Source organism: Pseudomonas sp. TE4620 (genome assembly GCF_056279045.1).
In genome coordinates, this window is record NZ_JBWBQO010000001.1 from 2,438,081 (window position 1) to 2,464,139 (window position 26,059).

Below are 26,059 nucleotides of genomic sequence, written 5' to 3' on the forward strand. Positions count from 1 at the left end.
TGGACCCGCGAAGAAGCCCTCCAAAGCACTATCACTCTTGAACCGAGAGGGTTCGCCCATGCTCGAACAACTGTCACTGCTTTCCTTCGCCAGCGGCGGCTGGGGCCAGGCTTTGCTGGCCGGCGCCCTGGTGACCATTTCCCTGGCCCTGGCCTGCCTGCCCATCGGCCTGCCGCTGGGCCTGGGAGTGGCCCTCGCCGCCCGCTCCTCCAGGCGCTTCCCGCGTGCTGCGGCGACGGTGTTCTCTACTGTGTTTCGTGGCCTGCCGGAACTGCTCACGCTGCTGATCATCTACTACGGCTGCCAGATTGCCGCGCAGAAAATCCTCCTGGCCATGGGCTATGAAGGCGAAGTGCTGATCAACACCTTCCTGGCGGCGATGATCGCCTTCAGCCTGGTGTTCGCCGCGTTCTCCAGCGAGATCTGGCTGGCTGCGTTCAAGACCGTCGCCAAGGGCCAGTACGAAGCCTCGGCGGCGCTGGGCCTGAGCAAGGCCACGACCTTTCGCAAGGTGGTCTTCCCGCAACTGGTACGCATCGCCCTGCCGGGCCTGTCGAACAACTGGTTGTCGCTGCTCAAGGACACCTCGCTGGTATCGACCATCTCCCTGGTCGACCTGATGCGCCAGACTAACCTTGCGGTCAGCGTGACCAAGGAGCCGATGTTCTTCTACGGCGTCGCCTGCCTTGGCTACCTGTTGTTCTCGGCGCTGTCGGGACGGGTGTTCAGCTTCATCGAACAGTATTTCAGCCGCCATTTGCGGGGGGCACGGACATGAGCTTCGAACAACTGCTGGCGCTGGTACTCGACCCCGACCTGCTGGAACGCTACGGCCCGCGTTTTATCGACGGCCTGCTGGTCACCGGCAAGCTGGTGGCACTGTCGTTTACCCTCGGCGCCCTGCTCGGCATGCTCCTGGCCCTGGCCCGGCTGTCGGACAAGCTGGTGCTGCAACGCCTGAGCGCCGGCTACATCTACTTCTTCCGTGGCTCGCCGCTGCTGGCCCAGCTGTTCTTGCTGTACTACGGCCTGGGGTCGCTCAAGGGCTTCTGGCAAGAGGTTGGCCTGTGGTGGTTCTTCCGCGATGCCTGGTACTGCACGGTGCTGGCCTTCACCCTCAACACCGCCGCCTACCAGGCGGAGATTTTCCGGGGCAGCCTGCTGGCAGTCGCCCCCGGCCAGTACGAAGCCGCCAAGGCCCTGAGCCTGAAGCGCTCGACCACCTTCTTCAAAGTGATCCTGCCGCAGTCGATGATCGTTGCCATCGGCCCGCTGGGCAACGAACTGATCCTGATGATCAAGGCCAGCGCGATTGCCTCGCTGGTGACCATCTACGACCTGATGGGCGTGACCAAGCTTGCGTTCTCGCGCAGCTTCGACTTCCAGATCTACCTGTGGGCTGCCGTGCTCTACCTGCTGATCGTCGAGATCGTGCGGCGCAGCCTGAAACACATCGAAGCCCGCCTGGGCCGCCACCTGCGCTGATCGCCTGTTTGTGAGGACCGCTCCAATGCATTGTCAAACCATCGTTCTGGGCGCCGGCATCGTCGGCGTGTCCACGGCCCTGCACCTGCAGGCACGCGGGCGCAAGGTGATCCTGATCGACCGTGAAGAGCCGGGCAGCGGCACCAGCCATGGCAACGCCGGGCTGATCGAGCGATCCAGCGTCATCCCCTATGCCTTCCCCCACGAGCTGTCGAGCCTGTTGCGTTACGGCCTGAACCGCCAACCCGACGTGCGCTACAGCTTCACCCACCTGCCCAGGATCGCCCCATGGCTGTTCAAGTACTGGCAGAACTCCTCGCCCGCCGGCCTTGCCGTGGCCACCCAGGCCATGCTGCCGCTGGTGCAGCGCTGTGTCGAGGAACACGACGCGCTGATCGATGCCGCAGGCCTCGGCGATCTGGTCAAGGCCAGCGGCTGGATCGAGGTGTACCGCAATGAAGAGGCCTACCGCAAAGCCGTGGCCGACGCCCATGCCCTGAAAGCCTATGGCTTGAAGTACGAAATTCTCGACCGCCAGCAACTGCACGCGCGCGAAGTGGACCTCAGCGACAAGGTGGTCGGCGGTATTCACTGGCTCGACCCCAAGACCGTCAGCAACCCCGGCGGCCTGACCCGCGGCTATGCGGCGCTGTTCGTCCAGCGTGGCGGCCAGTTCATCCACGGCGATGCCCGCACCCTGCGCCAGATCGGCAGCGACTGGCAGGTCGACAGCCGCCAGGGGCCGATCAGCGCGCCGGAAGTGGTGATCGCCCTCGGTCCGCAGTCGGCCGAGCTGTTCAAGCCGCTGGGTTATCGCATTCCGCTGGAAATCAAGCGCGGCTACCACATGCACTATCGTGCCCGTGACGGCGCCGAGCTCAAGCATTCGATCTGCGATGCCCAGGGCGGTTACGTGCTGGCGCCGATGGCCATGGGCATCCGCCTGACCACCGGCATCGAGTTCGCCGCCAGCAGCGATGCCGCCAACCAGATCCAGTTGCAGCGCTGCGAAGCGTTGGCGCGCAAGGTCTTCCCGCTGGGCGAGCGGATCGATGCCGAACCCTGGCTGGGCCGCCGCCCGTGTCTGCCGGACATGCGCCCGGTGATCGGCCCGGCCGCGCGCCACAAGGGCCTGTGGTTCAACTTCGGCCATGCCCACCACGGCCTGACCCTGGGCCCGGTGACCGGCCGCCTGCTGGCGCAAATGATCACCGGCGAAACACCCTTTACCGACCCTGCGCCGTACCGCGCGGACCGCTTCAACTGATCGCGGGAGAATAACAACATGACCGCTTCACTGAGCCTTGCTACCCCAACCCCTGCCCTTGCCGCCGACCCGCGCAAGGTCGTGGTGACCATCGAGGGCCTGAACAAGCACTACGGCGCCTTCCATGTGCTGCGCGACATCAACCTGCAGGTGCGTGAGGGCGAGCGTATCGTCTTGTGCGGCCCTTCCGGTTCGGGCAAATCGACGTTGATCCGCTGCATCAACCGCCTGGAAATCGCCGAACAGGGCAACATCCGCGTCAACGACACCGATCTTGCCCTGACCACCCGCCAGGCCGCCGAGGTGCGCAGCGAAATCGGCATGGTGTTCCAGCATTTCAACCTGTTCCCGCACATGAGCGTGCTCGACAACTGCACCCTGGCGCCGATGAGCGTGCGCGGCCTGTCGCGCAAGGAGGCCGAAGACCGCGCGCGCTTTTACCTGAACAAGGTCGGGATCGAAAGCCAGGCCGGCAAATACCCCAGCCAGTTGTCTGGCGGCCAGCAACAACGGGTGGCGATCGCCCGGGCGCTGTGCATGAAGCCGAAGATCATGCTGTTCGACGAACCGACCTCGGCGCTGGACCCGGAGATGGTCGCCGAAGTGCTGGATGTGCTGGTGAAACTGGCCGATACCGGCATGACCATGCTCTGCGTTACCCATGAAATGGGCTTCGCCCGCCAGGTGGCCGAGCGGGTGCTGTTTCTCGATGGCGGGCAGATCATTGAAGACGCAGCGCCCGAGACGTTCTTCAATAACCCGCAGAGTGCGCGGGCCAAGGGCTTTCTGGCGCAGATACTGCACTGAGGCCTTTGGGCAAGGCTTCGCCTTGCATCGCTGGCAAAGCCAGCTCCCACAGAGATCTCTGCAACACTGAGGACCTGTGGGAGCCGGCCTTGCCGGCGATGGGCTGCGTAGCAGCCCTGGTTTGCTTGCGAGAAATACTAGTTATGTTATAACGCATCACCCAATCACTCAGCGACCGCCACCTCACCCATGCCACCCGCCACCCACCGCCTGCTTTGCATCGACGCCCTGCGCGGCCTGGTCATTGTCTTCATGCTCCTTGACCATGTACGCGAAACCTTCTTTCTGCACCGCCAGGTCAGCGACCCGATGGATGTCGCCAGCACCGACCCCTGGCTGTTCCTCAGCCGTACCCTCGCCCACCTGTGCGCGCCGGTGTTTGTCCTGCTGACCGGTTTGTCGGCTTACCTGTATGGCGAAAAGCACCAGGGCAAGGCTGCGGTTTCGGCCTTCCTGTTCAAGCGTGGCCTGGTCCTGGTGCTGCTGGAGTTCACCCTGGTCAGCCTGGCCTGGACCCTGGAACTGCCGCCCAAGGTGATCTACCTGCAGGTGATCTGGGCCATTGGCTTGAGCATGATCGCCCTGGCCGGCCTGGTGTGGCTGCCGCGCCCGCTGCTGGTGGTAGTCGGCGTGCTGATCGTCGCCGGGCACAACCTGCTCGACCCGCTGCACTTCGCTGCGGGCTCGGCGCTGCATGTCCCTTGGGCGATCCTGCATGACCGTGGCTGGATCGAGGTAGCCGACAACTTGCGCCTGCGTACCTCGTACCCGTTGCTGCCATGGATCGGGGTGATTGCCCTGGGCTATGCCATGGGCCCCTGGTTTGCCCAAGGTGCGGATGCGCAGGCACGTCAGCGCAAGTTGCTGCTGACCGGCCTCGGTGCCCTCGCCGGCTTCCTGCTGCTGCGATTGCTCAACGGTTACGGCGAAGCCCGGTGGCAGGTTGGCGAAACCACGTTGCGCACGCTGATGAGCTTTTTCAACATCACCAAATACCCGCCATCGCTGCTGTTCCTGGCCCTGACCCTGGGCGTCGGCCTGTTGCTGCTGCGCAGGTTCGAGCACCTGCAAGGCAGCCACGCGATCCGGGTGCTGAGCGTATTCGGTGCCGCGCCGATGTTCTTCTACCTGCTGCACCTGTACGCACTGAAAGTGCTGTACCTGATCGGCGTCGCCTGCTTTGGCCTGAACCAGGGCAGCTACTTTGGTTTCGACGGGGTCTGGTCGGTATGGCTGACGGCGATGGTCTTGAGCGTTGTGCTCTATCCGCCGGTGCGCTGGTTCGCCGTCCTCAAGGCCCGGCGCCGCGATATCGGTTGGCTGAAGTACTTCTGAACAGGCCCGCCCCTGCAATCAGGGGCAGGCCTGGCAAGGCTTACTGCGGGTGCATTTTTGATTTGATCAGGCCGGCGATGAAGGTGAGCACCGCGCCCCCTGCACCGCCGCCGACAATACTGCTGATCAGTGCCGGCAGGTCCAGCGAACCGCCCGCTGCCACCGCCGCACCGGGTTCACCGGTAAAGGCTGCGAGTATCTGCCCGACAATCACCCCACCCACTCCACCGAAGATCGAGTTGAGTAGCGGGCCCATGCTTTGTTTACTCATACCGGCTGCGTTGCCGCCCACCACACCGGCAACAATCTGAATAATCAGACTGACAATATCCATGATCCAACCCCTTTGTAGCGTTATCAATTGACGACTCGCGTCCTGCTACTTCAGAAAGTCACGACCACGGGAACAGAGACGCCGCGCTCCGGTCAACGACGGCACACTGTTGCGGATAGGCACAGTATAGGTAGCCAGCGGCCAGTGCGCCAAAACGGCGCTCAGGGCTTGATGTTCTTCAGGCAGTTGAGCAGGCCCAGCAGCTCGTGCAGTTTGTCTTCGCCGAATTGCTCAAGGATGCGCTGGTAGTTGTGTTCCATGTCTTCGCTCATGTCGACGAAGCATTGCTGGCCCTGTTCGGTCAGGCCGACGAACACCCGGCGCTGGTCCTGGGTCGACTTCTTGCGCCGCACCAGGCCGTCACGCTCCAGGCGCGCCAGCACGCCGGTCATGCTCGGCTTGAGGATGCAGGCCTGCTCGGCCAGTTGGTGGCTTTCCAGTTCGCCTTGCTGGCGCAGGATGCGGATCACCCGCCACTGTTGTTCGGTCAGGCCATGGGCGTTGAGCGAGGGGCGGAAGAAGGCCATGGCGGCTTCGCGGGCTTGCAACAGGGTCAGGGTCAGGGACGGTCTTGGAGTGGGCATGGTTCAGGCTGGTAGTCATCGGTGACAGCCAGCTTAAGAGAAACCGCGCGATGCAGCAAAGCCGCGCAGGCGCTGGTTCGGCCATACACCGGACGCTTGTTAAATATAATGAACTGGCCGCAGCAGGCGCCTTACCGGTTATCGGGGGCTGCAGGCTGATAATTGCATCCAGGCAATCTCAAGCTTCGCCCGTGCAATCTGAAGTCGTTTGACATATTAAACGGCTCTGGCAAGCTATATGACAGGTTTCGACCGGATACAGCCCCTTGCTTGGCGTACCGGCAGTGCTCGAAACCTCAGGCAGCGCAAAGGTTCCAGCTGCGCGCCTGCACAATAATGACAGGCTGCGCCTGTCCCAAGGTGACATATGCCCAACAGCAACATTGGCAATAAGAATCAAACCCTTCGCAAACCCGTCGTGCTGATGACCATGGGCTCCCAGGAGCGCAAAGGCCACGACTATCAGGTAATGACCCACAAATACATCGTCCCGCTGGTAGAACACGCCGGCTGCGTACCTGTGCTGGTGCCGACCTGCTGCGGTACTGACGACCTCGAAGCCTACCTGGACATGGCCGACGGTGTTTACCTGACCGGCGCCGGCAGCAACATCGACCCGGCCCTGTACGGCCAGGAGAACGAAACCCCGGGCAAGGCCCAGGACCGCGACCGCGACCTGTTCGACCTGCCGCTGGTGCAACTGGCTATCGCCCGTGGCCTGCCGATCTTCGGCATCTGCCGTGGCATGCAGGAAATCAACGTGGCGCTGGGTGGTGACATCTACCAGAAGGTCTACACCGAGCCAGGCTTCAACGACCACCGGGAAAACCCGGACGATCCGGTCGATGTCCAGTACAGCGCGGTTCACAGCGTCAAACTGGAGCAAGGCAGCTGGCTGCAAAAGTTGCTGCAGAGCGATGAAATCCGCGTCAACTCGCTGCACGGCCAGGGCCTGAAAAACCTCGGCGAAGGCATCGAGCCCCTGGCCCGTGCCGAAGACGGCCTGGTCGAAGCCATCCACGCCCCGAGCCTGTCGCCGTTCCTCTTCGCGGTGCAATGGCACCCGGAATGGCAAGCGGCGAAAAACCCCGACTCGGTGAAGATGTTCCAGGCCTTCGGCGAAGCCTGCCGCAAGCAGGCTGCCAAGGGTCAGGTGGTGAAGAAGCTGGGTACGGCTGCCTGATTGTTGATTGAACTGGTTCCTTCGAGATTCGTTGGAGCCGGTTTGGTTTACTGGCGAAGCATGTTTTTCATTGCCGGCAAGGCCACGAGCAGCGCTAACAATAACCAGACAAACGATATGACTGTCGCAACGGTCATGTTGATCGACTGTTTATATACAACTACAGCCAGTACGAACTGAGTAGTCGGTAAAAGAAACTGGAATGTACTCATTGTCGTCAACGCCAAGCGTCTGGCCGAAAACGCGATCAGCAGTAACGGCACCACCGATACCAGCCCGGCAAACAGCAGGACAATCGACATCGACGTGGGCATCGTCACGGGCAACGCCATCTCCCATGAAGTAAAAAGCAGTGCTACCAGGCAAACCAGCGATAACAGCAAAGTTTCCAGTGTAGTTGCGCATAAGGCATCAATCGTCGATACCTTCTTCAAACACACATACCCGCCCCACGTAAGCGCTATCGCCAGATAGATGCCATGATTCAGCCCCTGTGCGTACACCGCCAAATAGGCCAGTGCGATGCCAATCAGAACGAAAGCGACTGTGTGCAGGCTGCTCAAACGCTCACTCAGCATCAGCACGCTGGCTGCGACCGTGATGCAAGGAGCAATCAAATACCCCAGACCAGACTCCAGGACAAAACCCTGAATAGAGGCGTAAATAAATAAGCCCCAGTTCGTCGCCAGGAGCAATGCAGCCACCCCGTGAACGACTACGCTGTTCAGCGTTAAATTCCGGTAGAGCGCACCCAGCTTACCCTGCAGCACCAGCGCCAGCATCAACACAGCCAGCGAGAGCAACACCCGGTAAGCAACGAGCACCGAGGGTGAAACCTCCCGCAGCGCCTTCCAGTACAGCGCCGAGCCCCCTAACCAAATATTGGCGCCCATCCCAGCGATGATTGCCAGCGTATTGCTCCTGCCTGTTGTTTGGTCAGGTTTGCGGGTCACGGTCTCTGAAGGCGACATGGAAGGACCAACCTGGGTCGATGGCAAGGGCTATCGATCCTAGTCGCAATTGCGACCGTCAGAGTTGAGATTACTCTGACATTGAGGAAGGATTGATCCTGTTTCTTCGGCTAAGGCAAGACCTGTAAACCGTGTCCCCGGTTTGCAATGTTTCTCACCCCTGCACTTCGACGCCAGGCCCCTGCAAACGCGGCGCCCAGTCCTCGACTTCGGCCTTTTCCAAACGTCGTGACAGGGTCCGGCGCCAGGAAGCCGCCAGCGGCAGTTCCAGGCACTGGCGAATCACCTCGAGGTCGACCTGCCTGTCGAACAGCACCGACGACAAGCGCGCTACCGACCACTGCGGATGCGGCCGTTCGATCAGCTCGATGTTCATGCCGGCAGCCAATATGCCTTCTTCCAGCACCCGGTAGTACCAGCCGGTACGGCCGCTTTGCTGGACCCGCAACGACATGTCTTTTACCCCGAAGCGGTCATTGAGTTTCCAGCACGGCATGCGCCCCTGGGAAATCTCCAGCAGCGCGCTGCCAGCGCGAAAGCGATCGCCCAGGCATACGGTCTGCTCGGTCCAGCCGCAGGTGCTTAAGTTTTCGCCGAAGGCGCCCGGAGCCTGCAGCAGCGGATGCTCGCCCAGCTCTGCAGCCCAGGCGGCATAGTGTTCGCGGGGGTAATGGTGGATGGCCTTTTCGACCCCGCCATGCACGCGCAAGTCGCCCTGCTCATCGCCAACCAGGCCCAGTTCGGTGACCGCGACCTCGCCGTCACGCGGCATCTTGGCGATGGCACTGGATGAGCCCGGACGGGTGAAAGGCACGGCGCGCCCGGTCAATACGCTTTGCAGTTGCAGTTGTTGCGCCAGCATGGGCGACTCGCTCCTGGTGAAGTTCGGCGAAGTGTAAGGGTATCACTGAGCGCCGCCCGCACCAGTGCTCAATAGCTATCTGCCAGGCATGGGCAAAAGTCCTCGAGCCTCGCTATGCTGCAAGGCATGAACGCCACCCTGCCCACCCGCACCCCCTGCCCGCCCGGCGCTTGCGACTGCGGCCGCGAGACGCTGCAGGACCCACGCATCCTGCTGCTGACGCGCCAGGAAGAAAGGCGCCTGCTCGAACGCCTGGAAAACCTGCAGAGCCTGGACGACCTGGAGCACATGCAGCGGCGCTTGTATGAGCAGCTGGGGATTCGGCTGCAGATCACCCCGAGCTTCAACGAGGTGCGGACCATGCGCGGTATCAGCATCCAGATCGAAGACCTGCCGGGCTTGTGCCGCAAGACCCGGCAGAACATTCCGGCGGCGATCAGGCGGGCGCTGGAGAAGCAGCCGGAGATTGCCTACCGGCTGCTGGATGCCCATGACTTGTTGCGCGATACCTGAAGGCTTACCAGTTGTAGGTCAGGTCGGTGGTGATGGTCCGCCCTTCGCCGTAGTAGCAGTCCACGTCACTGGTGCAGCGGCTGACGTAGGACTTGTCTTCGAGGTTCTGCAGGTTCATCTGCACCTTCACGCCCTTCAGGCGCAGCGGCGATTGCTGCAGGTCGTAGGAGAGCATGGCGTCGTACACGGTGTAGGACGGGATGCTGAAATGCCCGTCGGCAAAATCGGTGCCGTCGCTACCGCGTACATAACGCGCGCCCAGGCCCATGCCGAGGCCTGCGACCTTCGTGTCGCCGGTGAAGTGGTAATCCAGCCACAGTGCTGCGGTCATCGGCGGCGTACCGGACGGATGACGGCCTTCGCGGCCGTCGTTGTCCTTGGTGTAGACCACGTCGTTGCGCGACACCGAGGCGATCAGGCCGAGGTTGTCGCTGAGGCTGGCCTTGCCTTCGAGTTCGACACCGCGTGAACGCAGCTCGCCGACCTGGCTGTTGAAGCCGGGGTTGCCGACATCGGCGGTGAGGATGTTCTGCTGCTTGATCTCGTACACCGAGAGCTGGATGAAGCTGTCCTGGCCAGGCGGCTGGTACTTGATACCGGCCTCGACCTGCTTGCCGGTGGACGGCTCGAACGCTTTGCCGGCGTAGTCGGCGCCGGCCAGCGGCAGGAATGATTCGGAGTAGCTGAGGTAAGGCGTGACGCCATTGTCGAAGGCGTAGCCCAGGCCGGCGCGGCCGGTGAATTTCTCGTCCTTGACAGTGGTATGGGTGCCAGCGAGCGGCTCCTTGTTATCGGCCTCGGCCCAGTCATAGCGACCACCGAGGGTCAGGAACCAGTTATCCCATTTGAGCTGATCCTGCACGTACAGGCCGGTCTGGTTGATGGTGCGGTCCCATTTGAACGGCTGGCCGAAGTTCATCGGCTTGCCATACACCGGGTTGTAGAGGTCGATGATCGGTGGATTGCGGTCGTACAGGCCGAGGAATCGGGAGTTGGAGTGGTAGTAATCGACACCGATCAACAGGGTGTGGGCGAGGTCGAAGGTATTGAACTTGGCCTGGGCCATGTTATCGATGCCGAACACCTTGTTGCGCTGGGCCCAGTCGACGCCAAAGCGGGTCATGGCGCTCTGGTCGTCGGCGCCGGTGGCCGGGTTGGGCACGAAAGCGTAGCCGTGCAATGGCGCCCGAAACTTGTCATCGACGTAGGCGTAGCGGGTGTTCTGCTTGAGGGTCCAGACATCGTCCAGCTCATGGCTGACTTCGTAGCCGAAGGTGTACTGCTCGCGATCATAGGCGTTGACCCCCGGTTCACCGATGAAGCGGCTGCGCTTGATCCGCCCGTTGGCGCTGGCGAACACCGTGCCCACCGCCGGCAAGCCCTGGGCTTCGGGTACGCCGTTGTCGCGCTGGTAATGGCCGTAGACGGTCAGGCGGGTCTGCTCGTTGGGGCTCCAGGTCAGGCTCGGGGCGATCATGTAGCGCTGCTGTTCGACGTAGTCGATTTCGCCGTTCTTATCCAGGCCCATGCCGGTGACCCGGTACTGGTACTCGCCCTGGTCATCCACCGGGCCGGCGAAGTCGAAGGCGCCATAGCGGCGGTCCTGGCTACCGCCACCGATCTTGACCTCATGCAGCGGCGTCGCGGTCGGGCGCTTGGAGACCATGTTGACCAGCCCGCCTGGCTGGTTCTGGCCGTAGAGCACCGAGGCCGGGCCCTTCATCACCTCGATGCGCTCCAGCGCGTAGGGGTCGATCTGCAGGGCGCCACCGGTACTGCCACCGCCATACGGCAGGTGCAGGCCGTCCAGGTACAGCGGCGTCGGGCTGAAGCCGCGGGAGGTCGGTTCGTCGAAAATCCCCACCCGGTCGGAGAAGCCGCCACCGGTAATGCCCGGGGTGTAGCGCAGGGCCTGGGTAACGGTCTGCGAACCCAGCGCCGTGATTTCATCCTGGGTGATGACGTTGATGGTCTGCGGCACTTCCAGCACCGAGGTGTCGGTTTTGGTCGCGGTACCGGTGCGTTTGGCCACATAGCCCTGCACCGGGCCCCAGGCGTCTTCGCTGGCGTTGGAGACGATCTGGGTCAGGCCCAGCTCCAGCGCCCCGCTGTGCTCGGCCGGCACCAGGCTCCAGGTGCCGCCGGCGGTGATACTGAGGGTGAGGCCGCTGCCATTGAGGGCCTGGCTGGCCGCTTGCTCGGGCGTGAACTGGCCGCTGACCGCCGCCGAGCGCTTGCCTTGCAGCAGCGCCGGCTTGACCGACAGCACCCGCCCAGACTGACGGGCGATGCGGCTCAGGGCTTCGCCCAGGTCGCCGGCCGGGATATCGAAGCGCTGGCTGGCGCTGACGCTGCTGTCGGTTTGCGCCACGGCGTACAACGGCGCGCCGCTGCCCAGGGCGATGGCAAGGGCCAGCAGGCTGGGACGGATCATGGAGTCGGGGCATGGAGGTGTTGGCTCGTTCAAAGTTGTTGTCGATAACGAGGACACGCCACGCAACAAACCCCCTCAAGGGAATCGCAATTATTTTTATTTAGATCACATCGATGCGGGTCAACCAGCCGCCAAAGCTGTCGACCCGGATCGGCAAGGTCTCGGCCAGGGAGCGCAAGGTGCGTTCGCTGTCATCCAGCGGAAAGCTGCCATAGACCCGCACCTGCGCGGCCTGCGGGCTGATGCGCAGCAGCCCGGCGCGGTACGGGCGCAAGGCTTCGATCAGCTCGCCCAGGGGTTCGTCGCGCACATCCACGCGGCCCTCGGTCCAGCTCGCCCGGGTACGCAGCGACGCGGCCAGCGGCTGGCTGGCGTGGCCATCAAAACGAAAGGCCTGGCCCTCCTCCACACGCAAGGCGGGCGCACTGCCGCTTCTGAGCAGCACGCTGTGCTGCTGCACCGAGACCAGGCTCTGCTGTTGTTCCTGGCGCACGCTGAAGCGCGTGCCCAGGGCCTGCACCTGGCCTTCGCGGGTGGCGACGACAAAGGGCCGGCCCGGCTCTGCAGCAACCTCGGCTTGCAGCTCGCCGTCGCGCAGCAGAACCAGCCGCTGCCCGGCGCTGAAGCGCACATCCACCGCGCTGCGCGCATTCAGGCGCAGCCGCGAACCATCGGCCAGGGTGAAGGTGCGCCGCTCGCCGGTGCCGGTGCGCAGGTCGGCGAGCAGGTCGCCCAGTGGCGTCATGCGATTGCCGAGCGCGCCGGCGCCCAAACCCAGCAACAGCATCGCCAGGCCGCCGCCCAGGGCCTTGCGCCGCGACGGCGACGGCAAGGCGCGCAGGCTGCGGCTGGCCATGGCCAACTGGCCGGGGCTACGCTGCTCGGCCTGCTGCAGGTCGGCCAGGGGTTCGTCGAGCAAGGCGTTGACCCGCTGCCAGGCGGCCTGATGGCCGGGCGATTGCTTGAGCCAGGTGTTGAAGGCCAGCAGCAACGGGCTGCCGGCCGGGGCATTCTCCAGCTTGAGCAGCCAGTCCACCGCTTCGTGGGTAGCGCGGTCCAGTGGTGTGCTGCTCATTCTGGCCTGGCGCTCAGGCAATGCAGGAAGGCCCGGCGCAGGTCACGCTCGACCGTCGCCAGCGACACCCCCAGGTGCTCGGCGATGGCCGGCTGGCTCAGGCCTTCGAGACGATGCAGGATGAACCCATAGCGCACCCGCGTCGGCAGGCCGTCAAGCAGGCGATCGATTTCAGCCAGGGCTTCACGCACCAGCAGCACGTCTTCAGCCGAAGGCATGCACTGCTCGGGCAGGCTCGCCAGCTCGTCGAGGTAGGCCTGCTCCAGCGCCCGGCGGCGGAACAGATTGCTCAGCAGGCGGCGGGCGACAGTGGCGAGAAACGCCCGCGGCTGGTCAAGGGCGGGCAAGGCGCTGCTGGTCATGGCCCGCACAAAGGTGTCCTGGGCCAGGTCCGCGGCATCGTCCGGGCAGTTCAGCCGCCGGTACAGCCAGGCACGCAGCCAGCGGTGATGGTCACTGTAGAGGTGGGCGACGATAGCCTTGGAGTCGACAGAGCTCGGCACGAGGGTGATCACACATTAATGGTAATTACTCTCATTATCATGATGCTGGAGTGATTGCACAATCCCCTTTCGCGGGGCAAGCGGACTTGCCCCGCGCGGCGGGCTCAGCGCAAACGCGCCCTGATCCGGTGGCAAACATCCAGCACCTGCTCCACCTCACCCTCGCCCAGGTCGATCTTGCAGGCCATGTTGCTGAACACCTGCGCCGCCTCGGCCTTGAGCTCACGGCCCTTGTCGGTCAGCAACAGGTTGCGCCGGCGACGGTCGTTGGGGTCGAGGTACACGGTGATGAAGCCGTTGTCGGCCAGGCGTTTGACGATCGGCGTCAGGGTGCCAAGGTCGAACAGGGTCAGCTCGCTCAGGGCGCTGATCGAGACATCGTCCTGGCCCCACAGGCCGGCCATCACCAGCAGTTGCGGGTAGGTTACGCCGCGCTTTTTCAGCGGCTCGGCGTAGTCGCGAACCATGGCGTTGGCCGTCGAGTACAGCGAGAAGCACAGCATCCGGTCGAAGTCGAAGGTCGGGTCAAGCATAGGCACCTCCGCGCACACGGCTCAGTTCATGCACGGCATTGACCAGCGTGGCCACCGCCTCGGGCGAGGTCGCCGGGGAAATCCCGTGGCCCAGGTTGAACACATGGCCAAAGCCCGCAGCGGGCGGCCCGAAGGCCTGCAGGGTACGCTGCACTTCATGGCGGATACAGGCCTCATCACCCAGCAACACGCTGGGGTCGAGGTTGCCCTGCAGGGCAACACTGTTACCCACCAGTTGCCGGGCCATGCCTAGGTCGCAGGTCCAGTCCAGGCTCAGGGCATCGGCGCCGCTGTCGGCCATCTCCGCCAGCCACGGGCTGCCGCCCTTGGTATAGATGATCGACGGTACGCGCTGGCCGTGGTGGGTCTTGTGCAGGCGCGCCAGCACCTCGCGCATGTAGAACAGCGAAAACCGCTGGTAGGCGCCGTCGGCCAGCACCCCGCCCCAGGTGTCGAAGATCATCAGCGCCTGGGCACCGGATTCGATCTGCGCATTGAGGCTGGCCGCCACCGCCTGGCTGGTGACCTGGAGAATGCGCTGGAGCAGCTCCGGGCGGCGGTAGAGCATCTTCTTGATCAGCTGGAAATCGCCCGGCGGGCCGCCTTCGACCATGTAGCAGGCCAGGGTCCAGGGGCTGCCGGCAAAGCCGAGCAGTGCCACCTTGGGGTCAAGCTCGCGGCGGCTCTGGGCCACCGCCTGGTACAGGTAGTCCAGCGCTTCGGGCTCTGGCACGCGCAGGCGCTTGATGGCCTGCTCGTCACGCAGCGGATGGCGAAAGCGCGGGCCTTCGCCATGGCCGAAATACAGGCCCAGGCCCATGGCATCGGGCACGCTGAGGATGTCGGAAAAGACGATGGCTGCATCCAGGTTGAAACGCCGCAAGGGTTGCAAGGTGGCTTCGGTGGCGTAGTCCGGGGTTTTCACCAGGCTCAGGAACGACCCGGCCCGGCCCCGCAGCTCGCGGTACTCGGGCAGGTAGCGCCCGGCCTGGCGCATCAGCCAGACCGGCGTATGCGTTGTCGGCTGACGCAGCAAGGCCTTGATTAGGGTTGTAGTGTGCAAGGACAGGTAACTCGTACTGGATTCGCGAGAATCGTTGGAAAGACCGCCTATCAGTGGCGGTTGGGCAAAGCGTGGGCAATCTCGCGGCGCAAGGCCTCGATGCTGGCGCGGTAATCGCCCTGGGCGAAAATCGCCGTGCCGGCCACGAACATGTCGGCGCCGGCGGCGGCCACCTGGCCGATGGTGTCAAGGTTGACGCCGCCGTCCACCTCCAGACGGATCGCCCGGCCACTGTCGTCGATAAGCTTGCGCGCTGCGGCAATCTTGGGCAATACCGCAGGGATGAACTTCTGTCCGCCAAAGCCCGGGTTGACCGACATCAGCAGTATCAGGTCGAGCTTGTCGAGCACGTATTGCGCGGCGTCCAGGCCGCTGGCCGGGTTGAACACCAGGCCCGCCTTGCAGCCCAGGTCCTTGATCAGTTGCAGCGAGCGGTCCAGGTGTAGGGTCGCCTCGGGGTGAATCGAGATGTAGTCGGCGCCGGCTTCGGCAAAGGCCTGGATCATCGCATCCACCGGCGTCACCATCAGGTGCACGTCAATCGGCGCGGTGATCCCGTGGCTGCGCAGGGCCTTGCAGAACTGCGGGCCCATGGTCAGGTTGGGCACATAGTGGTTATCCATCACATCGATATGGATGACATCGGCACCGGCGGCCAGTACCTGCTCGGCTTCAGCGCCGAGGCGGGCGAAATCGGCCGCCAGAATCGACGGTGCAATCCAGAACTCTTTCACGGGTGTACTCCATTACTCATTGACTAATCGTTGCCGCGGCCCGGGTTCACGCTGAAGCAGCGCGGCGTTGATCTGCGCGATCAAGGCCGTGCCGGGTTCCTCCAGGTGAAAATGATGGCCGCCCTCATGCCAGTGCACCTGGGTGGCCCAGGGCAAGGCGTTTTTTCTTTTATCGAACTGGGCACCGGCAAACAGCCCCTGGCGCCCGAGCAGCAGGTGCAGCGGGCAGCTGATCTGGCGCAAAAAGTCGCAGGCCTGGCGCTCGGTCAGTTGCATAGGCTCAGGCAGCACCAGGCGTGGGTCGTGGCGCCAGCGGTAACCGTCGCCGACACTGAGCAGGTCGCGCATGGCCAGCAGCCGCGCGCCCTCGGCGCACAGGGTGCCGTCGATGCTGTTGCACCGCTCGCCGATGGCCGCTTCAAGGCTGCCAAACTGTGCCGATTGCGGCGCTGAAAACCCATGCAAGCGGGTACGCAAGGCCAGGCGCAGCAGGCGCTGGGATTTTTTCAGGTGCTCGACGGTGTCTTCTTCGGCAATGGTAAAGGGCGCGCCCATGCCGTCGATGAACACCATGCTGTCGATCGACTTGTTCATCGCCGCCAGAATCGATGCAACCCCGGTGCCCATGGAGTGCCCCAGGACCGAAAAACGCTTCCAGCCCAGGCACTCGATCAGGGCGTTCATGTCGTCGGCGTGTTCCCACAGGTAATAGCCGCTGTCACCCCGACGGTGCTCGGAGCGGCCGTGACCGGCCAGGTCCGGGGCGACCACGAAGCAGTCCTCGAGCAGCGGCGCGATCCGTTCGAACGACGCTGCGTTGTCCAGCCAGCCATGCACGGCGAGCACCGGGTGGCCGCGCTCATTGCCCCAGATGCGCAAGGCGAAATGGTTGCCGTTGACGTCCAGCGATTGCTCGCGACCTCTGTTGCCCAGACTCATATCCGCACATCCTGTATGCCTGAATCACCGATAAAAAAGCGCCACTCAACCGGCCACGGCCAGTTGCGCATGGCGCGCTGTCTGTTGCAGTTGCTGCAAGTCGAACTTGCCATTGGCGGTGCGCGGCAGGTTGCCCTCGATGCTGATCGACAGCGGCACCTTGTGCGCTTCAAGGCCATGGCGGCAACGTTCGAGCAAGTGCTCGGCACTCAGGCTGACACCTTGGCCCAAGGTGACGAACGCCCATAGCCCCTCGCCGACCGAGGCATGTTCGATACCGACCACCGCCGCCGCTTCGACACCGTCGATGGCATACAGAAAGCTCTCGACCTCGCTGGGGCTGACCTTCATGCCGCGCGACTTGATCATATGGTCCATGCGCCCCTGGAAGTACAGGTAGCCATCCTGGTCGAGGCTGCAATAGTCGCCGGTGTACAGCACGCTTTCCCCCGGGTACGGCCCCGGCTTGAGTTTTTGCGCGGTGGCCTGGGGGTTGCGCCAATAGCCGGCCATCACCGTGGCGCCGCGAATCACCAGCTGGCCGACCTGATGCGGCGTGTCGATGCGCCGGCCCTCGTCGTCCACCAGCCACAGCTCGGTGTTGGGGATGGCGATGCCGACACTGCCCGGCTTGTCGTCGATGTCCTCGGGCGGCAGGTAGGTGCAGCGCTTGCACTCGGTCAGGCCGTACATCGAGAAGATCAGCGCCTGGGGGAACAGGCCCTTCATCTGCGCAATATGGTTGGCCTTCAAGGCCGCGCCGGTGTTGGTGACCATGCGTACCTGCGGGAAGGTCGCCTCGCGCTTGTGCGCATACTCGTGCAGGAGCATGAGCATGGTCGGCACGAACGGGATCACCGTGACCTGGTACTGGCGGATCTTCTTGATCAGGAAGATCGGCCAGGTGAACTCCTTCTCCAGCACCAGCGTGGCCCCGGCGCTCAGGGCCATGATCATCTGGTACAGGCCGTAGTCGAACGACAGCGGTAGCGAGCACAGCACATTGTCGCTGGCCTGGTAGCCCAGGTAGGTGTGCAACGAGTTGAGCGCCGCGAGCATATTGCGGTGGGTGAGCATCACGCCCTTGGGCGCGCCGGTGGAGCCGGAGGTGTAGATGATCGCCGCCAGGTCCAGGTCAAGGTTGCCGCACGGCAGCGGAATGCCGGCGCCCTGCCCCAGCAGGCTTTCAAGCGTGTGGGTATCGGCTGCGTCGGCTTCGCCGTCGAGCAATACAATGGCCTTGAGGTAGCTCAGCCCGGCGGTGCCGGGCGCCAGGCTGGCGAATTTCTCCGAGGTGGTGATCAGCACCGAGGCCTCGGCATCGCGAATGATGTAGTCGAGGCTGTCGGCCGGGGTTTCCAGGCCGACGTTGACCATCACCCCGCCGGCCCGCAGCACGCCCCAGAAGGCACAAACGGTTTCGACCCGGTTGCCCAGGCACACCACCACGCGTTCCTGGCGCAGCAGGCCATTGACCTGCAGGCCGGCGGCCAGGCGCCCGCTGGCTTCATCGAGCTGGGCGTAGGTGTAGGTTTCATCGGCGTAGATGATCGCCGCTTTGTCCGGGTGCAGGCCGTTGGGGGTTTCCAGCACCTGCTGCAGGAGGACGTCAGACGCCTTCATGCTGCACCTCGGTACGCGACCGGCGCGCGACCGCCGGTTGACGATGAGCGTCGATGTAGCCCGCCAGGGTCGCCACGGTGTTGAAGTGGCCCGGGGCGATGGTGTCGGGGTTGACGAAGAAGCCTTCGATGTCGTCTTCGAGGTTGACCAGCAGCTCCATCGAAGTCAGCGAGTCCAGGCCGAGGTCGTCGCGCAGGTGCGAGTCGGCGCTGATCACGGTGTTTTCCGGCAGCTTCAGCACCACCCGCAGGATCTCGCCAAGCTGGCGCTGGGTCGCGGCCTGGGCGATCGGCGTCGGCTCGCCAGGTGCCGGTGCCGGTGCGGCGCCGAGCATGGCCGACAGTGGTACGTCGGCATGGCTGTCGCGGATGTCCAGGGCGGTTTGCCGGGCGCGGGCGAGGAACAGCTGGCCGTTGCTGACGATCACCTCGGCCGGGTGGCCATGGCTGTGGAACAGGGTGGGCGATGCGGACGGGCCATAGGCCCCGGAAGCGGTGACAGCGAGGATGTCGCCCTCGTGCAGGGTTTCGATCTGCAGGTCGCGGGCCAGCAGGTCGTCGGGGCTACAGAGCGGCCCGGAGATATGGTATTCGCGCAGCGGTGCGCCGGTGCTGCCGGTGGCATGGACGATACGAAAGTTGCGCTTGAGCACCTGGCCGCTGCCGGCGGCGGCGCCATGGCAGTTGGTACCGCCATCAGTGACGGCAAAGGTCTTGCCGTGGTTTTCCTTGATGTTGTCGACCGTCACCAGCAAGGCGCCGCACTTGCCGGCGATAAAGCGCCCGGACTCGACGATGATGCGGGTCTGCGGGAACTGCTGGTTGAAGGCTTCGAACAGCGGCGCCAGCAGTTGCTTGAGCTGGCGGGTGTCGAGTTCGTTCTCGTTCTCGTAGTACTTGATGCCCAGGCCGCCACCGACATCGACCATGCTCATGTCCAGGTTGTAGCGCCGGGTCAGGCTGCGGAACAGGCCGAGGATGTACTTGGCGTTGTCGTACACCGATTGCGCATCGAGGATCTTGGTGCCGTTGTAAACGTGAATGCCCTTGATCTTCAGGTTGGGCAATGCTGCGTAGTCACCGAAATTGGCCACCGCGGTGTCTTCTTCGATACCGAAGTGGGTCGGCCGCCCGCCCATCTTCCACGGCGAGCCGGAGGCGGAGAAATTCGGGTTGATGCGGATCGCCACCGGCGCCACGCAGTTCAGCTCGCCGGCCAGGACCGAGAGCTTGCGCAGCTCGGTCTCGGACTCGACGACGATGGCGAACACCCCGACCTCCAGGGCGCGCCGGTGTTCTTCAGGCTTTTTATAGGGCCCGAGGAAAATGATGTCCTGGGGGTCGACCCCGGCCTTGAGGGCAATTTCCAGCTCGCCCAGCGAGCAGACTTCGGTGTTACCGCCGTAGGAGCGGATCAGTTTTACCAGGGACAGGTTCGGGTTGACCTTCAACGCATAGAAGATGTCCACACAGTCCGGCAATGCATCGCGCAACTCGTTGAAACTGTTGCGCAGCACGGCTTCATCGTAGAGGTAGGTCGGTGTCCCGAACGTTGCTTTTGCCTGGACGACCAGTTCCTTGGAAAGCTTCATCTGTTGCTCCCTTCGTTCTTATAGTGTGCCGCCGCTGCGCGCGTACCCCGTCCCGGCTCGAAAGCACCGTTACAGGGGCGAATAGCGGGATGGCGTCAAGGTTGGTTGCGCACCACTGCCGGACGTGTGCTGGCGTCCGGCATAAAACTTTGCGCGCAAAGTTTGTGAAATTCTGCGGCCGCATTTGCGGTGATGTCAAGATAATTCCACGGGGTTTTGGCTGCGACACAGCGACACGCATTTACCGGCACGATCAATGCAGAACAGCAGTAATTCACTACAGCTTGCCCATAACAGGTGCCGTATTGGCCAATGAATACGGGGGTTTGATCTGATCCGGTGTTAACACAGGTTTCTGAGTCTGTTTTGTATGTCGGCAGCTTCCTAGAGTCTGCGCCTGTGCCCCTGCCCCACGGCAGGGCGAGCCATACAGGAACTGTGGAAACTAGCCATGAGCACACATCAACAGGCGCAGGCCTATAACTACAAGGTGGTCCGGCAATTCGTCATCATGACGGTGGTCTGGGGTATCGTCGGCATGGCCATGGGCGTCTGGATCGCCTCGCAACTGGTCTGGCCGGAACTTAACCTCGACTTGCCCTGGACCTCGTTCGGCCGCCTGCGCCCCTTGCACACCAGCCTGGTCATTTTCGGCTTTGCCGGTAGCGCGCAATTTGCCGCCAGTTACTACGCCGTGCAGCGCACCTGCCAGGTGCGGCTGTTCAGCGACAAACTTGCCGCCTTCACCTTCTGGGGCTGGCAGGCGACCATCGTGATCATGCTGGTAAGCCTGCCCCTGGGCCTGACCACCACCAAGGAATACGCCGAGATCGAATTCACCGGCGCGGTGTGGATGGCCATCGTCTGGGTCGCCTACGGCATCGTCTTCTTCGCCACCCTGATGCGCCGCAAGGCCAAGCACATCTACGTCGGCAACTGGTTCTTCGGCGCCTTCATCGTGGTCATCGCCATGCTTCACGTGGTCAACCACCTGTCGATCCCGGTCAGCTGGTTCAAGTCGTACCCGGTGTACGCCGGGGCCACCGACGCCATGGTCCAGTGGTGGTACGGCCACAACGCCGTGGGCTTCTTCCTGACCACCGGCTTTCTCGGCATGATGTATTACTTCGTGCCCAAGCAGGTCGGTCGCCCGGTGTACAGCTATCGCCTGTCGATCGTGCACTTCTGGGCGCTGATCACCCTGTACATCTGGGCCGGCCCGCACCACTTGCACTACACCGCCCTGCCCGACTGGGCGCAATCGCTGGGCATGGCCATGTCGCTGATCCTCCTGGCACCCAGCTGGGGCGGCATGATCAACGGCATGATGACCCTCTCCGGCGCCTGGCATAAGCTGCGCAGCGACCCGATCCTGCGCTTTCTGGTGCTGTCGCTGGCGTTCTACGGCATGTCGACCTTCGAAGGCCCGATGATGGCGATCAAGACCGTCAACGCCCTCTCGCACTACACCGACTGGACCATCGGCCACGTACACGCCGGTGCCCTGGGCTGGGTGGCGATGATCACCTTCGGTTCGCTATACCACATGATCCCGAAAGTGTTCGGCCGCGAGCAGATGTACAGCGTCGGTCTGATCAACCTGCACTTCTGGCTGGCCACCATCGGCACTGTGCTGTACATCGCCTCGATGTGGGTCAACGGCATTGCCCAGGGCCTGATGTGGCGCGCCACCAACGACGACGGCACCCTCACCTACTCGTTCGTCGAGGCGCTGGTGGCCAGCCACCCGGGCTTTATCGTGCGCTTTGTCGGCGGCGTGTGCTTCTTGAGCGGCATGCTGCTGATGGCCTACAACACCTGGCGCACCGTGCGTGTGGCCGATGAAAAACTGGCGCTGAACAACGCCAGCCTGGCCTAGGAGGCCCGACCATGGATGACTGGCTGTATGCACTGTATTGCCTGAGCGGCGTACTGTTCTTCTACCTGGTCACCAGCGCCTGCCTGCAGCGTCACAGCGGCGAAGTGGACGATCAGGCCAGCCTGATACCCTTCGCCGATGACCCGGCGGTGGCCCGCCGGGTCGAGGCCGCCACCGGCAAGCCGGTGCCGGCAGTGGCGCCGGATGCGGCCCTCAAGGCCTGAACCGCGCCGGGCTCAGAAGGCGCCCAGGTAGCCCTGCCCGCGCAGCACTGCCACCAGCTGCGCGACGCAGGCGTCGACATCCTGGCTTTCGGTGTCCAGCAGCAGCTCCGGCTGCTGCGGCGCCTCATAGGGTGAGTCGATCCCGGTGAAGTTCTTGATCTGCCCGGCCCGGGCCTTCTTGTACAAGCCCTTCACATCGCGCTGCTCGCAAGTGGCCACACTGGCCTTGACGTAGACCTCGACAAACTCGTCGCCCTTAACCAGCTCGCGCACCAGCTGGCGATCGGCGCAAAACGGCGAGATGAACGAGCACAGCACAATCACCCCGGCATCGACAAACAAGCGCGAGACCTCACCCACGCGGCGGATGTTCTCGATGCGGTCGGCTTCGCTGAAGCCCAGGTCCTTGTTCAGCCCGTGGCGGACGTTGTCGCCATCGAGCAAGTAGGTATGGAAGCCCTGGTCGATCAAAAACTGATCCAGTGCATTGGCGATGGTCGACTTGCCTGCCCCGCTCAACCCAGTGAGCCAGATAATGCACGGCTTTTGCCGCTTGAGCCTGGCCCGTGCCTGCTTCTCGACCGCTTGTGGATGCCAGACGATATTGGTTCCGACTTTTCCCATGTCCATCGACCTCATGCAATAACGGTTGAAGTTCCACTTCACGCTGTGTCATCGGCTGCCCGGCGGTTCAAACCGGCGGGAACGGCAGCACCCGGTCGATGACATAGGTAGACAGTTTTTGCGGTAACAACTTCTGCACCAGAATCAGCAGCTTCACGTCACTGGACAGGTTGATGCGAAACTGGCGCCTGAAGCAGCCCTTGAGAATCGCCGCGGCCGCCTGGCCTGCGGGCATCGGCTTGCCACGGCCCATCTTGGCCTTGATCCAGGCCGGCATATGCTCAAGCTCACCGGCGTACATCGGCGTGTCCAGGTCGCCCAGGCAGGCCAGGTGCACGTGCACCTGGCGCGGTAACAGCTCGCGGCGGATGGCATCGGCAAAGTTGTTCAGGCCGCCCTTGGAGGCGGCGTACAACGAATAACCGGCCGCGCCCACCAGGCCAAAGCCCGATGAGATGAACAGCACATGGGCGCCGCGGCGCAGCAAGGGGATGCCCAGGTAGGTGGACGACACCGCGCCGAGCAGGTTGATCTTCAGGTTGCGGTTGACCTCCTGCAGGCTCTTGTAATCGCCCAGCAGGTCGATGGTGGCAATCGCCGCGTTGACGATCAGAAAGTCGATGGCCTCAAAGCGCCGGCTGATCGTGGCAAAGGTGCTGCACATGGCCTGTTCGTCGGCAACATCACAGACGAAGGTGTGCACGTTGATCCGGCTGTTCAGCGCCTCAAGGCTGGCCTTGGCCGCCTGCAGCCGGCCCTCGTCGCGGGCCAGCAGCAGCACGTCATAGCCTTTTCTGGCCAGTTGCCCGGCCAGCTCCAGGCCCAGGCCGGATGAGCCGCCGGTAATCAATGCGATCTTGTTCATCGGCTTCACTGCCCCTGGATGCGGACGATCGGCGCCACCCGGTACTGGCCCGAGAGCAAGGCTGGCCCCGGGTTGTAGCAGCGCAGGTTGAGGTTGAAGTAGCCGCTGTGCGAAGGCAGCCAGTTCCCCGCGAACGGCGGCGCAACCGGCGCCTTGCCAATGAACACCGAGGTCGAGCCATCGGTATTGGCCTGCAACTGGTGATACAGCGAATTGACCGTGTACTTGTCCTGCGGGTTGTCGGTCAGGCGGCCCTGGTCGTCGTAGTAGCTGATCGACCAGAAGGCTTCAACCGGCGGCAACTGCCCGGCTTCAAAGCGGATTTCATACTGGTTGTCGCCATGCAGCAGGTTGCCTTCGCAATCCGTCCAGGCCATGAAGTACAGGCTTTCTTCCGCTACGTTGGCCCAGATGCCGTGCAACGACACCAGCGCACGCAGGATGTAGTCATGGCCGTAGTTGCCGATCGCCCCCGGCAACTTCCAGCCGTTGTTCAGCTCGCCGCGCTCGAACACCTTGCCTTGCAGGATCGCCGTGGCTTGCACCACCGCGCGCGCCAGGCCTTCGCGCACTGCAGGTGCCAGGCTCTGGTGGGCGAAGCCGTTTTCAACGCTGATACCGACGTCGGCCATCAGCCCGAGCAACATGCCTTCGCTGGCGCTGGGCGGGACGAACTTGAGCACCGCGCCCAGCTCTTCGAAGAACGCCAGCTCCGCCGGGCAACTGGAATCGCCCGCGCGCAGCGGCGCACAAGACCCCGGGGTAACCTGCGCGAGGTCAAAGCCCGGGTGGTCGGCGCCATGCAGCGGTGTCAGGCGCAGGCCGTCCTGCAGGGCGTTAACCGCGCTCAGGTCTTCATGATCGCCTGCGGCAATGCGCCCGACCACATACAGAAAGTCGCTGTCGCTGTAGATCACCGTGGCCTGCGCCGGCACCCGATGCTGATCGCGACGGTTGGCAATCACCACGCTGGGCAGTTGTCGGCCATAGGTGCGGGTGCCGAGGTTGGCCAGGGTCTCCATGTACGGATCGAGCACCTGCAGGCCATACCAGCGCTCCTGGAAATCTGGCGCCGTGAGTACCAGCGGGCCCTGGTGTAAATCCAGTACCGCGGTTGAATAGAGAAAATCGGTGGCCGAGTTGACGAACTTGCTCGACGCCCGGGTCGACAGGCTACGCATATGCTGGAAGGCGTTGATCGCCTGCCCCTGCGCTTGCGCGCCGTGGCCGACCACCTTGCCCAGGCGATACTTCCAGCACTCGACGATCGGCAGCCCCCAGACCACCAGTTGCACACCGACACTGAACGCCCAGTCCTGCTGACCCTGGGCAACCGTTTGGTGGATATCTTCAGCCATGCTCATGAACACACTTCCTGCGCTATAGAGGGGTGAGCCTGTGGCCCACGCGGACATTGACGGGTGAACCAGGGCACTCAGTAGTTCATGTCGCAGGACCAGTCGCGGCTGTTATCGACGACGATGTCGGGCGGCAGGCTGTATTTCATTTTTTCCAGGGCAAAGCCCCAGTTGGCCTCGATGGCCCGGGCCTGTTGCTCGCTGTAGGTGTATTTGTTCTTTTTGTAGCCGGCGATCGATGCCAGGTAGGCCGCGATGTCCTTGAGCACGGCAGGCTCGAGCGGCAGGTCGAGGGTCTGGTAGATACGCTTGACTTCGTTGAGCGGGTCTTCGTCAAAGTCCTCGTAACTCACCTCGACCAGGTTGCCCGGCGGCACCAGGTCGCGCGCATCCCAATAGGCATTCATGATCTTCCCGTACAGGCTGTAGCAGAGCTCGGAAAAGTCCTCGTTGGTGAACTCTTGCAGGGCCATTTCCTCGGCTTCCTTGACGAAGTCATGCAGCGCCGAGACATAGATGTTGTAGGGGTTGCGCGAAATATGAATGAACTTGGCATTGGGATAGAGCTTGAGCAGCGTCGGAATCCGTGCGGTGTTGTAGGGATTCTTCAGCACCAGGCGCTTGCCGTTGGCCAGGAACGAGGCCTTCTTGATTACCTGCTGGTAGACCTTTTCCCAGTTCGCCACCTCGTCGGGGCTGGTCTGGAACAGCACGTACTTGTCGAAACTTTCGCGGATGGTGCGCGGAAAGTGGTTGCAGTGGTGCGAGGTGGTCATCAGGCACGACAGGCTGAACTCTTCTTCCTGGGGCAGGTCGACGCCGATCTTCATGTTGTCCATCATCCGCTGCGCCGGCAGCAGGCTGGCAACCATGCGTTTGAGCAGCTTGTGGCGGCTGAGGATTACCGCGCAGGTGGGGAAGATCGCCTGCAGGGTGGTCAGGTAGCCCAGACGCTTGTCCTGGCTGATGACGTTGTGCAAATGGGTGGTGCCGCTGCGCCAGTGGCCGAGGATGAAGATCGGGTCTTCCTGCAGGCGGCTGCGCTCGATGGCCTTGTTGAACCGCAGGGTTTCCACCAGGCGCAGCGGCAAGGTCAGCGCCGTGCCGCACAGTGTCAGGGTGAAGGTCGCCAGCTTGTCGCGGCTGACGCCGCCATGCTTGATGACATTGCGGATCAGGTTGCTGGCACTGCCGCCGATGTACGGATGCACCGACAGCTTGCCTTGTTTCTTATCGCTCATGATGACTCCCTTGTTTTTATAGTTATGCGCAG

General features: G+C 63.2%; 26 protein-coding genes. 9 read left to right on the forward strand and 17 right to left on the reverse strand.

Annotated features, from left to right (window positions below; all coding sequences use genetic code 11):
* Positions 1-58 precede the first annotated feature (58 nt).
* The 5 genes from ACZ9A3_RS11500 (at position 59) to ACZ9A3_RS11520 (ending at position 4,894) form a co-directional block, all read left to right on the forward strand.
* Entirely contained in the window at positions 59-778 is a 720-nt protein-coding gene (locus tag ACZ9A3_RS11500) for an ABC transporter permease (RefSeq protein ID WP_045198240.1), read from the forward strand.
* Positions 775-1,485 carry an ABC transporter permease gene (locus ACZ9A3_RS11505; RefSeq protein ID WP_476252620.1) on the forward strand — a complete coding sequence of 237 codons (711 nt, stop codon included), beginning with the start codon at positions 775-777 and terminating at the stop codon, positions 1,483-1,485. The genes ACZ9A3_RS11500 and ACZ9A3_RS11505 overlap by 4 nt, the downstream gene beginning before the upstream one ends.
* A gap of 25 nt (positions 1,486-1,510) precedes the next feature.
* Positions 1,511-2,752, forward strand: a complete 1,242-nt coding sequence (locus ACZ9A3_RS11510) for an NAD(P)/FAD-dependent oxidoreductase (RefSeq protein WP_476252621.1) — start codon at positions 1,511-1,513, stop codon at positions 2,750-2,752.
* A gap of 18 nt (positions 2,753-2,770) precedes the next feature.
* The gene (locus tag ACZ9A3_RS11515; RefSeq protein ID WP_195884265.1) at positions 2,771-3,559 is read left to right on the forward strand and encodes an amino acid ABC transporter ATP-binding protein; all 789 of its coding nucleotides are present in this window, start codon (positions 2,771-2,773) and stop codon (positions 3,557-3,559) included.
* A 189-nt stretch (positions 3,560-3,748) separates the two neighbouring features.
* Complete coding sequence (locus tag ACZ9A3_RS11520; RefSeq protein ID WP_476252622.1) at positions 3,749-4,894, forward strand: acetyltransferase domain-containing protein; 1,146 nt, start codon at positions 3,749-3,751, stop codon at positions 4,892-4,894.
* A gap of 40 nt (positions 4,895-4,934) precedes the next feature.
* Here the strand turns inward: ACZ9A3_RS11520 and ACZ9A3_RS11525 are convergent, their stop codons facing one another.
* Positions 4,935-5,228 (reverse strand): hypothetical protein, encoded by a 294-nt coding sequence (locus ACZ9A3_RS11525; protein ID WP_010222003.1) that lies wholly within the window; start codon positions 5,226-5,228, stop codon positions 4,935-4,937.
* Positions 5,229-5,389: 161 nt separating this feature from the next.
* Complete coding sequence (hpaR, locus tag ACZ9A3_RS11530) at positions 5,390-5,812, reverse strand: homoprotocatechuate degradation operon regulator HpaR (protein ID WP_045198230.1); 423 nt, start codon at positions 5,810-5,812, stop codon at positions 5,390-5,392.
* Between the two features lie 367 nt (positions 5,813-6,179).
* On the opposite strand from hpaR, the gene ACZ9A3_RS11535 reads away from it, so the two are divergent.
* On the forward strand, positions 6,180-6,995 hold the full coding sequence (locus ACZ9A3_RS11535; protein WP_195884267.1) for a gamma-glutamyl-gamma-aminobutyrate hydrolase family protein: 816 nt from the start codon (positions 6,180-6,182) through the stop codon (positions 6,993-6,995).
* 47 nt (positions 6,996-7,042) lie between these two features.
* Here the strand turns inward: ACZ9A3_RS11535 and ACZ9A3_RS11540 are convergent, their stop codons facing one another.
* Together ACZ9A3_RS11540 and ACZ9A3_RS11545 are read right to left on the reverse strand one after the other, a co-directional pair.
* Positions 7,043-7,966 carry an EamA family transporter gene (locus tag ACZ9A3_RS11540; protein ID WP_476252623.1) on the reverse strand — a complete coding sequence of 308 codons (924 nt, stop codon included), beginning with the start codon at positions 7,964-7,966 and terminating at the stop codon, positions 7,043-7,045.
* A 154-nt stretch (positions 7,967-8,120) separates the two neighbouring features.
* On the reverse strand, positions 8,121-8,828 hold the full coding sequence (locus tag ACZ9A3_RS11545) for an MOSC domain-containing protein (protein ID WP_476252624.1): 708 nt from the start codon (positions 8,826-8,828) through the stop codon (positions 8,121-8,123).
* Positions 8,829-8,954: 126 nt separating this feature from the next.
* Between ACZ9A3_RS11545 and ACZ9A3_RS11550 the strand changes: the two genes are divergently transcribed.
* Positions 8,955-9,341 (forward strand): hypothetical protein, encoded by a 387-nt coding sequence (locus ACZ9A3_RS11550; protein ID WP_176794330.1) that lies wholly within the window; start codon positions 8,955-8,957, stop codon positions 9,339-9,341.
* Between the two features lie 4 nt (positions 9,342-9,345).
* On the opposite strand, the gene ACZ9A3_RS11555 is transcribed toward ACZ9A3_RS11550, so the two are convergent.
* The 9 genes from ACZ9A3_RS11555 to ACZ9A3_RS11595 all read right to left on the reverse strand — a co-directional run bounded on the left by ACZ9A3_RS11555 (position 9,346) and on the right by ACZ9A3_RS11595 (position 19,836).
* Positions 9,346-11,775 carry a TonB-dependent siderophore receptor gene (locus ACZ9A3_RS11555; protein WP_476252625.1) on the reverse strand — a complete coding sequence of 810 codons (2,430 nt, stop codon included), beginning with the start codon at positions 11,773-11,775 and terminating at the stop codon, positions 9,346-9,348.
* 100 nt (positions 11,776-11,875) lie between these two features.
* Positions 11,876-12,850, reverse strand: coding sequence for a FecR family protein (locus ACZ9A3_RS11560; protein ID WP_093382141.1), 975 nt, complete (start codon positions 12,848-12,850; stop codon positions 11,876-11,878).
* Positions 12,847-13,353, reverse strand: a complete 507-nt coding sequence (locus tag ACZ9A3_RS11565) for a sigma-70 family RNA polymerase sigma factor (protein ID WP_476252626.1) — start codon at positions 13,351-13,353, stop codon at positions 12,847-12,849. Before ACZ9A3_RS11565 ends, ACZ9A3_RS11560 begins: the two co-directional genes overlap by 4 nt.
* Before the next feature lie 104 nt (positions 13,354-13,457).
* On the reverse strand, positions 13,458-13,886 hold the full coding sequence (locus tag ACZ9A3_RS11570; RefSeq protein ID WP_038994982.1) for a MarR family winged helix-turn-helix transcriptional regulator: 429 nt from the start codon (positions 13,884-13,886) through the stop codon (positions 13,458-13,460).
* Complete coding sequence (hemE, locus tag ACZ9A3_RS11575; protein ID WP_093382136.1) at positions 13,879-14,955, reverse strand: uroporphyrinogen decarboxylase; 1,077 nt, start codon at positions 14,953-14,955, stop codon at positions 13,879-13,881. Before hemE ends, ACZ9A3_RS11570 begins: the two co-directional genes overlap by 8 nt.
* A gap of 44 nt (positions 14,956-14,999) precedes the next feature.
* Positions 15,000-15,683, reverse strand: coding sequence for a ribulose-phosphate 3-epimerase (gene rpe, locus ACZ9A3_RS11580; protein ID WP_045198215.1), 684 nt, complete (start codon positions 15,681-15,683; stop codon positions 15,000-15,002).
* 12 nt (positions 15,684-15,695) lie between these two features.
* Complete coding sequence (locus tag ACZ9A3_RS11585; protein WP_476252627.1) at positions 15,696-16,622, reverse strand: alpha/beta fold hydrolase; 927 nt, start codon at positions 16,620-16,622, stop codon at positions 15,696-15,698.
* Positions 16,623-16,667: 45 nt separating this feature from the next.
* Complete coding sequence (locus ACZ9A3_RS11590) at positions 16,668-18,245, reverse strand: class I adenylate-forming enzyme family protein (RefSeq protein WP_093382133.1); 1,578 nt, start codon at positions 18,243-18,245, stop codon at positions 16,668-16,670.
* Positions 18,232-19,836 (reverse strand): phosphopantetheine-binding protein, encoded by a 1,605-nt coding sequence (locus tag ACZ9A3_RS11595; RefSeq protein WP_476252628.1) that lies wholly within the window; start codon positions 19,834-19,836, stop codon positions 18,232-18,234. Before ACZ9A3_RS11595 ends, ACZ9A3_RS11590 begins: the two co-directional genes overlap by 14 nt.
* 451 nt (positions 19,837-20,287) lie before the next feature.
* Here ACZ9A3_RS11595 and ccoN point away from each other — a divergent pair, with 451 nt between their 5' ends.
* Positions 20,288-21,715 (forward strand): cytochrome-c oxidase, cbb3-type subunit I, encoded by a 1,428-nt coding sequence (gene ccoN, locus ACZ9A3_RS11600; protein ID WP_045198209.1) that lies wholly within the window; start codon positions 20,288-20,290, stop codon positions 21,713-21,715.
* An 11-nt stretch (positions 21,716-21,726) separates the two neighbouring features.
* A complete protein-coding gene (locus ACZ9A3_RS11605; protein WP_038994976.1) occupies positions 21,727-21,939 on the forward strand; it encodes a hypothetical protein in 213 nt (70 codons plus the stop codon).
* Positions 21,940-21,951: 12 nt separating this feature from the next.
* Here ACZ9A3_RS11605 and cysC read toward each other — a convergent pair whose 3' ends face one another.
* The 4 genes from cysC to ACZ9A3_RS11625 form a co-directional block, all read right to left on the reverse strand.
* Entirely contained in the window at positions 21,952-22,563 is a 612-nt protein-coding gene (cysC, locus tag ACZ9A3_RS11610; RefSeq protein ID WP_045198205.1) for an adenylyl-sulfate kinase, read from the reverse strand.
* Between the two features lie 67 nt (positions 22,564-22,630).
* Positions 22,631-23,428 (reverse strand): SDR family NAD(P)-dependent oxidoreductase, encoded by a 798-nt coding sequence (locus tag ACZ9A3_RS11615; protein ID WP_045198203.1) that lies wholly within the window; start codon positions 23,426-23,428, stop codon positions 22,631-22,633.
* A 5-nt stretch (positions 23,429-23,433) separates the two neighbouring features.
* The gene (locus tag ACZ9A3_RS11620) at positions 23,434-24,792 is read right to left on the reverse strand and encodes a DUF1254 domain-containing protein (protein WP_476252629.1); all 1,359 of its coding nucleotides are present in this window, start codon (positions 24,790-24,792) and stop codon (positions 23,434-23,436) included.
* A gap of 71 nt (positions 24,793-24,863) precedes the next feature.
* Complete coding sequence (locus ACZ9A3_RS11625; RefSeq protein ID WP_476252630.1) at positions 24,864-26,027, reverse strand: sulfotransferase family protein; 1,164 nt, start codon at positions 26,025-26,027, stop codon at positions 24,864-24,866.
* Between the last annotated feature and the right edge of the window lie 32 nt (positions 26,028-26,059).

Coding starts and splice junctions, on each gene's coding strand:
- ACZ9A3_RS11500 (WP_045198240.1), top strand. CDS start 59: ATGCTCGAACAACTGTCACTGCTTTCCTTCGCCAGCGGCGGCTGGGGC.
- ACZ9A3_RS11505 (WP_476252620.1), top strand. CDS start 775: ATGAGCTTCGAACAACTGCTGGCGCTGGTACTCGACCCCGACCTGCTG.
- ACZ9A3_RS11510 (WP_476252621.1), top strand. CDS start 1,511: ATGCATTGTCAAACCATCGTTCTGGGCGCCGGCATCGTCGGCGTGTCC.
- ACZ9A3_RS11515 (WP_195884265.1), top strand. CDS start 2,771: ATGACCGCTTCACTGAGCCTTGCTACCCCAACCCCTGCCCTTGCCGCC.
- ACZ9A3_RS11520 (WP_476252622.1), top strand. CDS start 3,749: ATGCCACCCGCCACCCACCGCCTGCTTTGCATCGACGCCCTGCGCGGC.
- ACZ9A3_RS11525 (WP_010222003.1), bottom strand. CDS start 5,228: ATGGATATTGTCAGTCTGATTATTCAGATTGTTGCCGGTGTGGTGGGC.
- hpaR (WP_045198230.1), bottom strand. CDS start 5,812: ATGCCCACTCCAAGACCGTCCCTGACCCTGACCCTGTTGCAAGCCCGC.
- ACZ9A3_RS11535 (WP_195884267.1), top strand. CDS start 6,180: ATGCCCAACAGCAACATTGGCAATAAGAATCAAACCCTTCGCAAACCC.
- ACZ9A3_RS11540 (WP_476252623.1), bottom strand. CDS start 7,966: ATGTCGCCTTCAGAGACCGTGACCCGCAAACCTGACCAAACAACAGGC.
- ACZ9A3_RS11545 (WP_476252624.1), bottom strand. CDS start 8,828: ATGCTGGCGCAACAACTGCAACTGCAAAGCGTATTGACCGGGCGCGCC.
- ACZ9A3_RS11550 (WP_176794330.1), top strand. CDS start 8,955: ATGAACGCCACCCTGCCCACCCGCACCCCCTGCCCGCCCGGCGCTTGC.
- ACZ9A3_RS11555 (WP_476252625.1), bottom strand. CDS start 11,775: ATGATCCGTCCCAGCCTGCTGGCCCTTGCCATCGCCCTGGGCAGCGGC.
- ACZ9A3_RS11560 (WP_093382141.1), bottom strand. CDS start 12,850: ATGAGCAGCACACCACTGGACCGCGCTACCCACGAAGCGGTGGACTGG.
- ACZ9A3_RS11570 (WP_038994982.1), bottom strand. CDS start 13,886: ATGCTTGACCCGACCTTCGACTTCGACCGGATGCTGTGCTTCTCGCTG.
- ACZ9A3_RS11585 (WP_476252627.1), bottom strand. CDS start 16,622: ATGAGTCTGGGCAACAGAGGTCGCGAGCAATCGCTGGACGTCAACGGC.
- ACZ9A3_RS11590 (WP_093382133.1), bottom strand. CDS start 18,245: ATGAAGGCGTCTGACGTCCTCCTGCAGCAGGTGCTGGAAACCCCCAAC.
- ACZ9A3_RS11595 (WP_476252628.1), bottom strand. CDS start 19,836: ATGAAGCTTTCCAAGGAACTGGTCGTCCAGGCAAAAGCAACGTTCGGG.
- ccoN (WP_045198209.1), top strand. CDS start 20,288: ATGAGCACACATCAACAGGCGCAGGCCTATAACTACAAGGTGGTCCGG.
- ACZ9A3_RS11605 (WP_038994976.1), top strand. CDS start 21,727: ATGGATGACTGGCTGTATGCACTGTATTGCCTGAGCGGCGTACTGTTC.
- cysC (WP_045198205.1), bottom strand. CDS start 22,563: ATGGGAAAAGTCGGAACCAATATCGTCTGGCATCCACAAGCGGTCGAG.
- ACZ9A3_RS11615 (WP_045198203.1), bottom strand. CDS start 23,428: ATGAACAAGATCGCATTGATTACCGGCGGCTCATCCGGCCTGGGCCTG.
- ACZ9A3_RS11620 (WP_476252629.1), bottom strand. CDS start 24,792: ATGAGCATGGCTGAAGATATCCACCAAACGGTTGCCCAGGGTCAGCAG.
- ACZ9A3_RS11625 (WP_476252630.1), bottom strand. CDS start 26,027: ATGAGCGATAAGAAACAAGGCAAGCTGTCGGTGCATCCGTACATCGGC.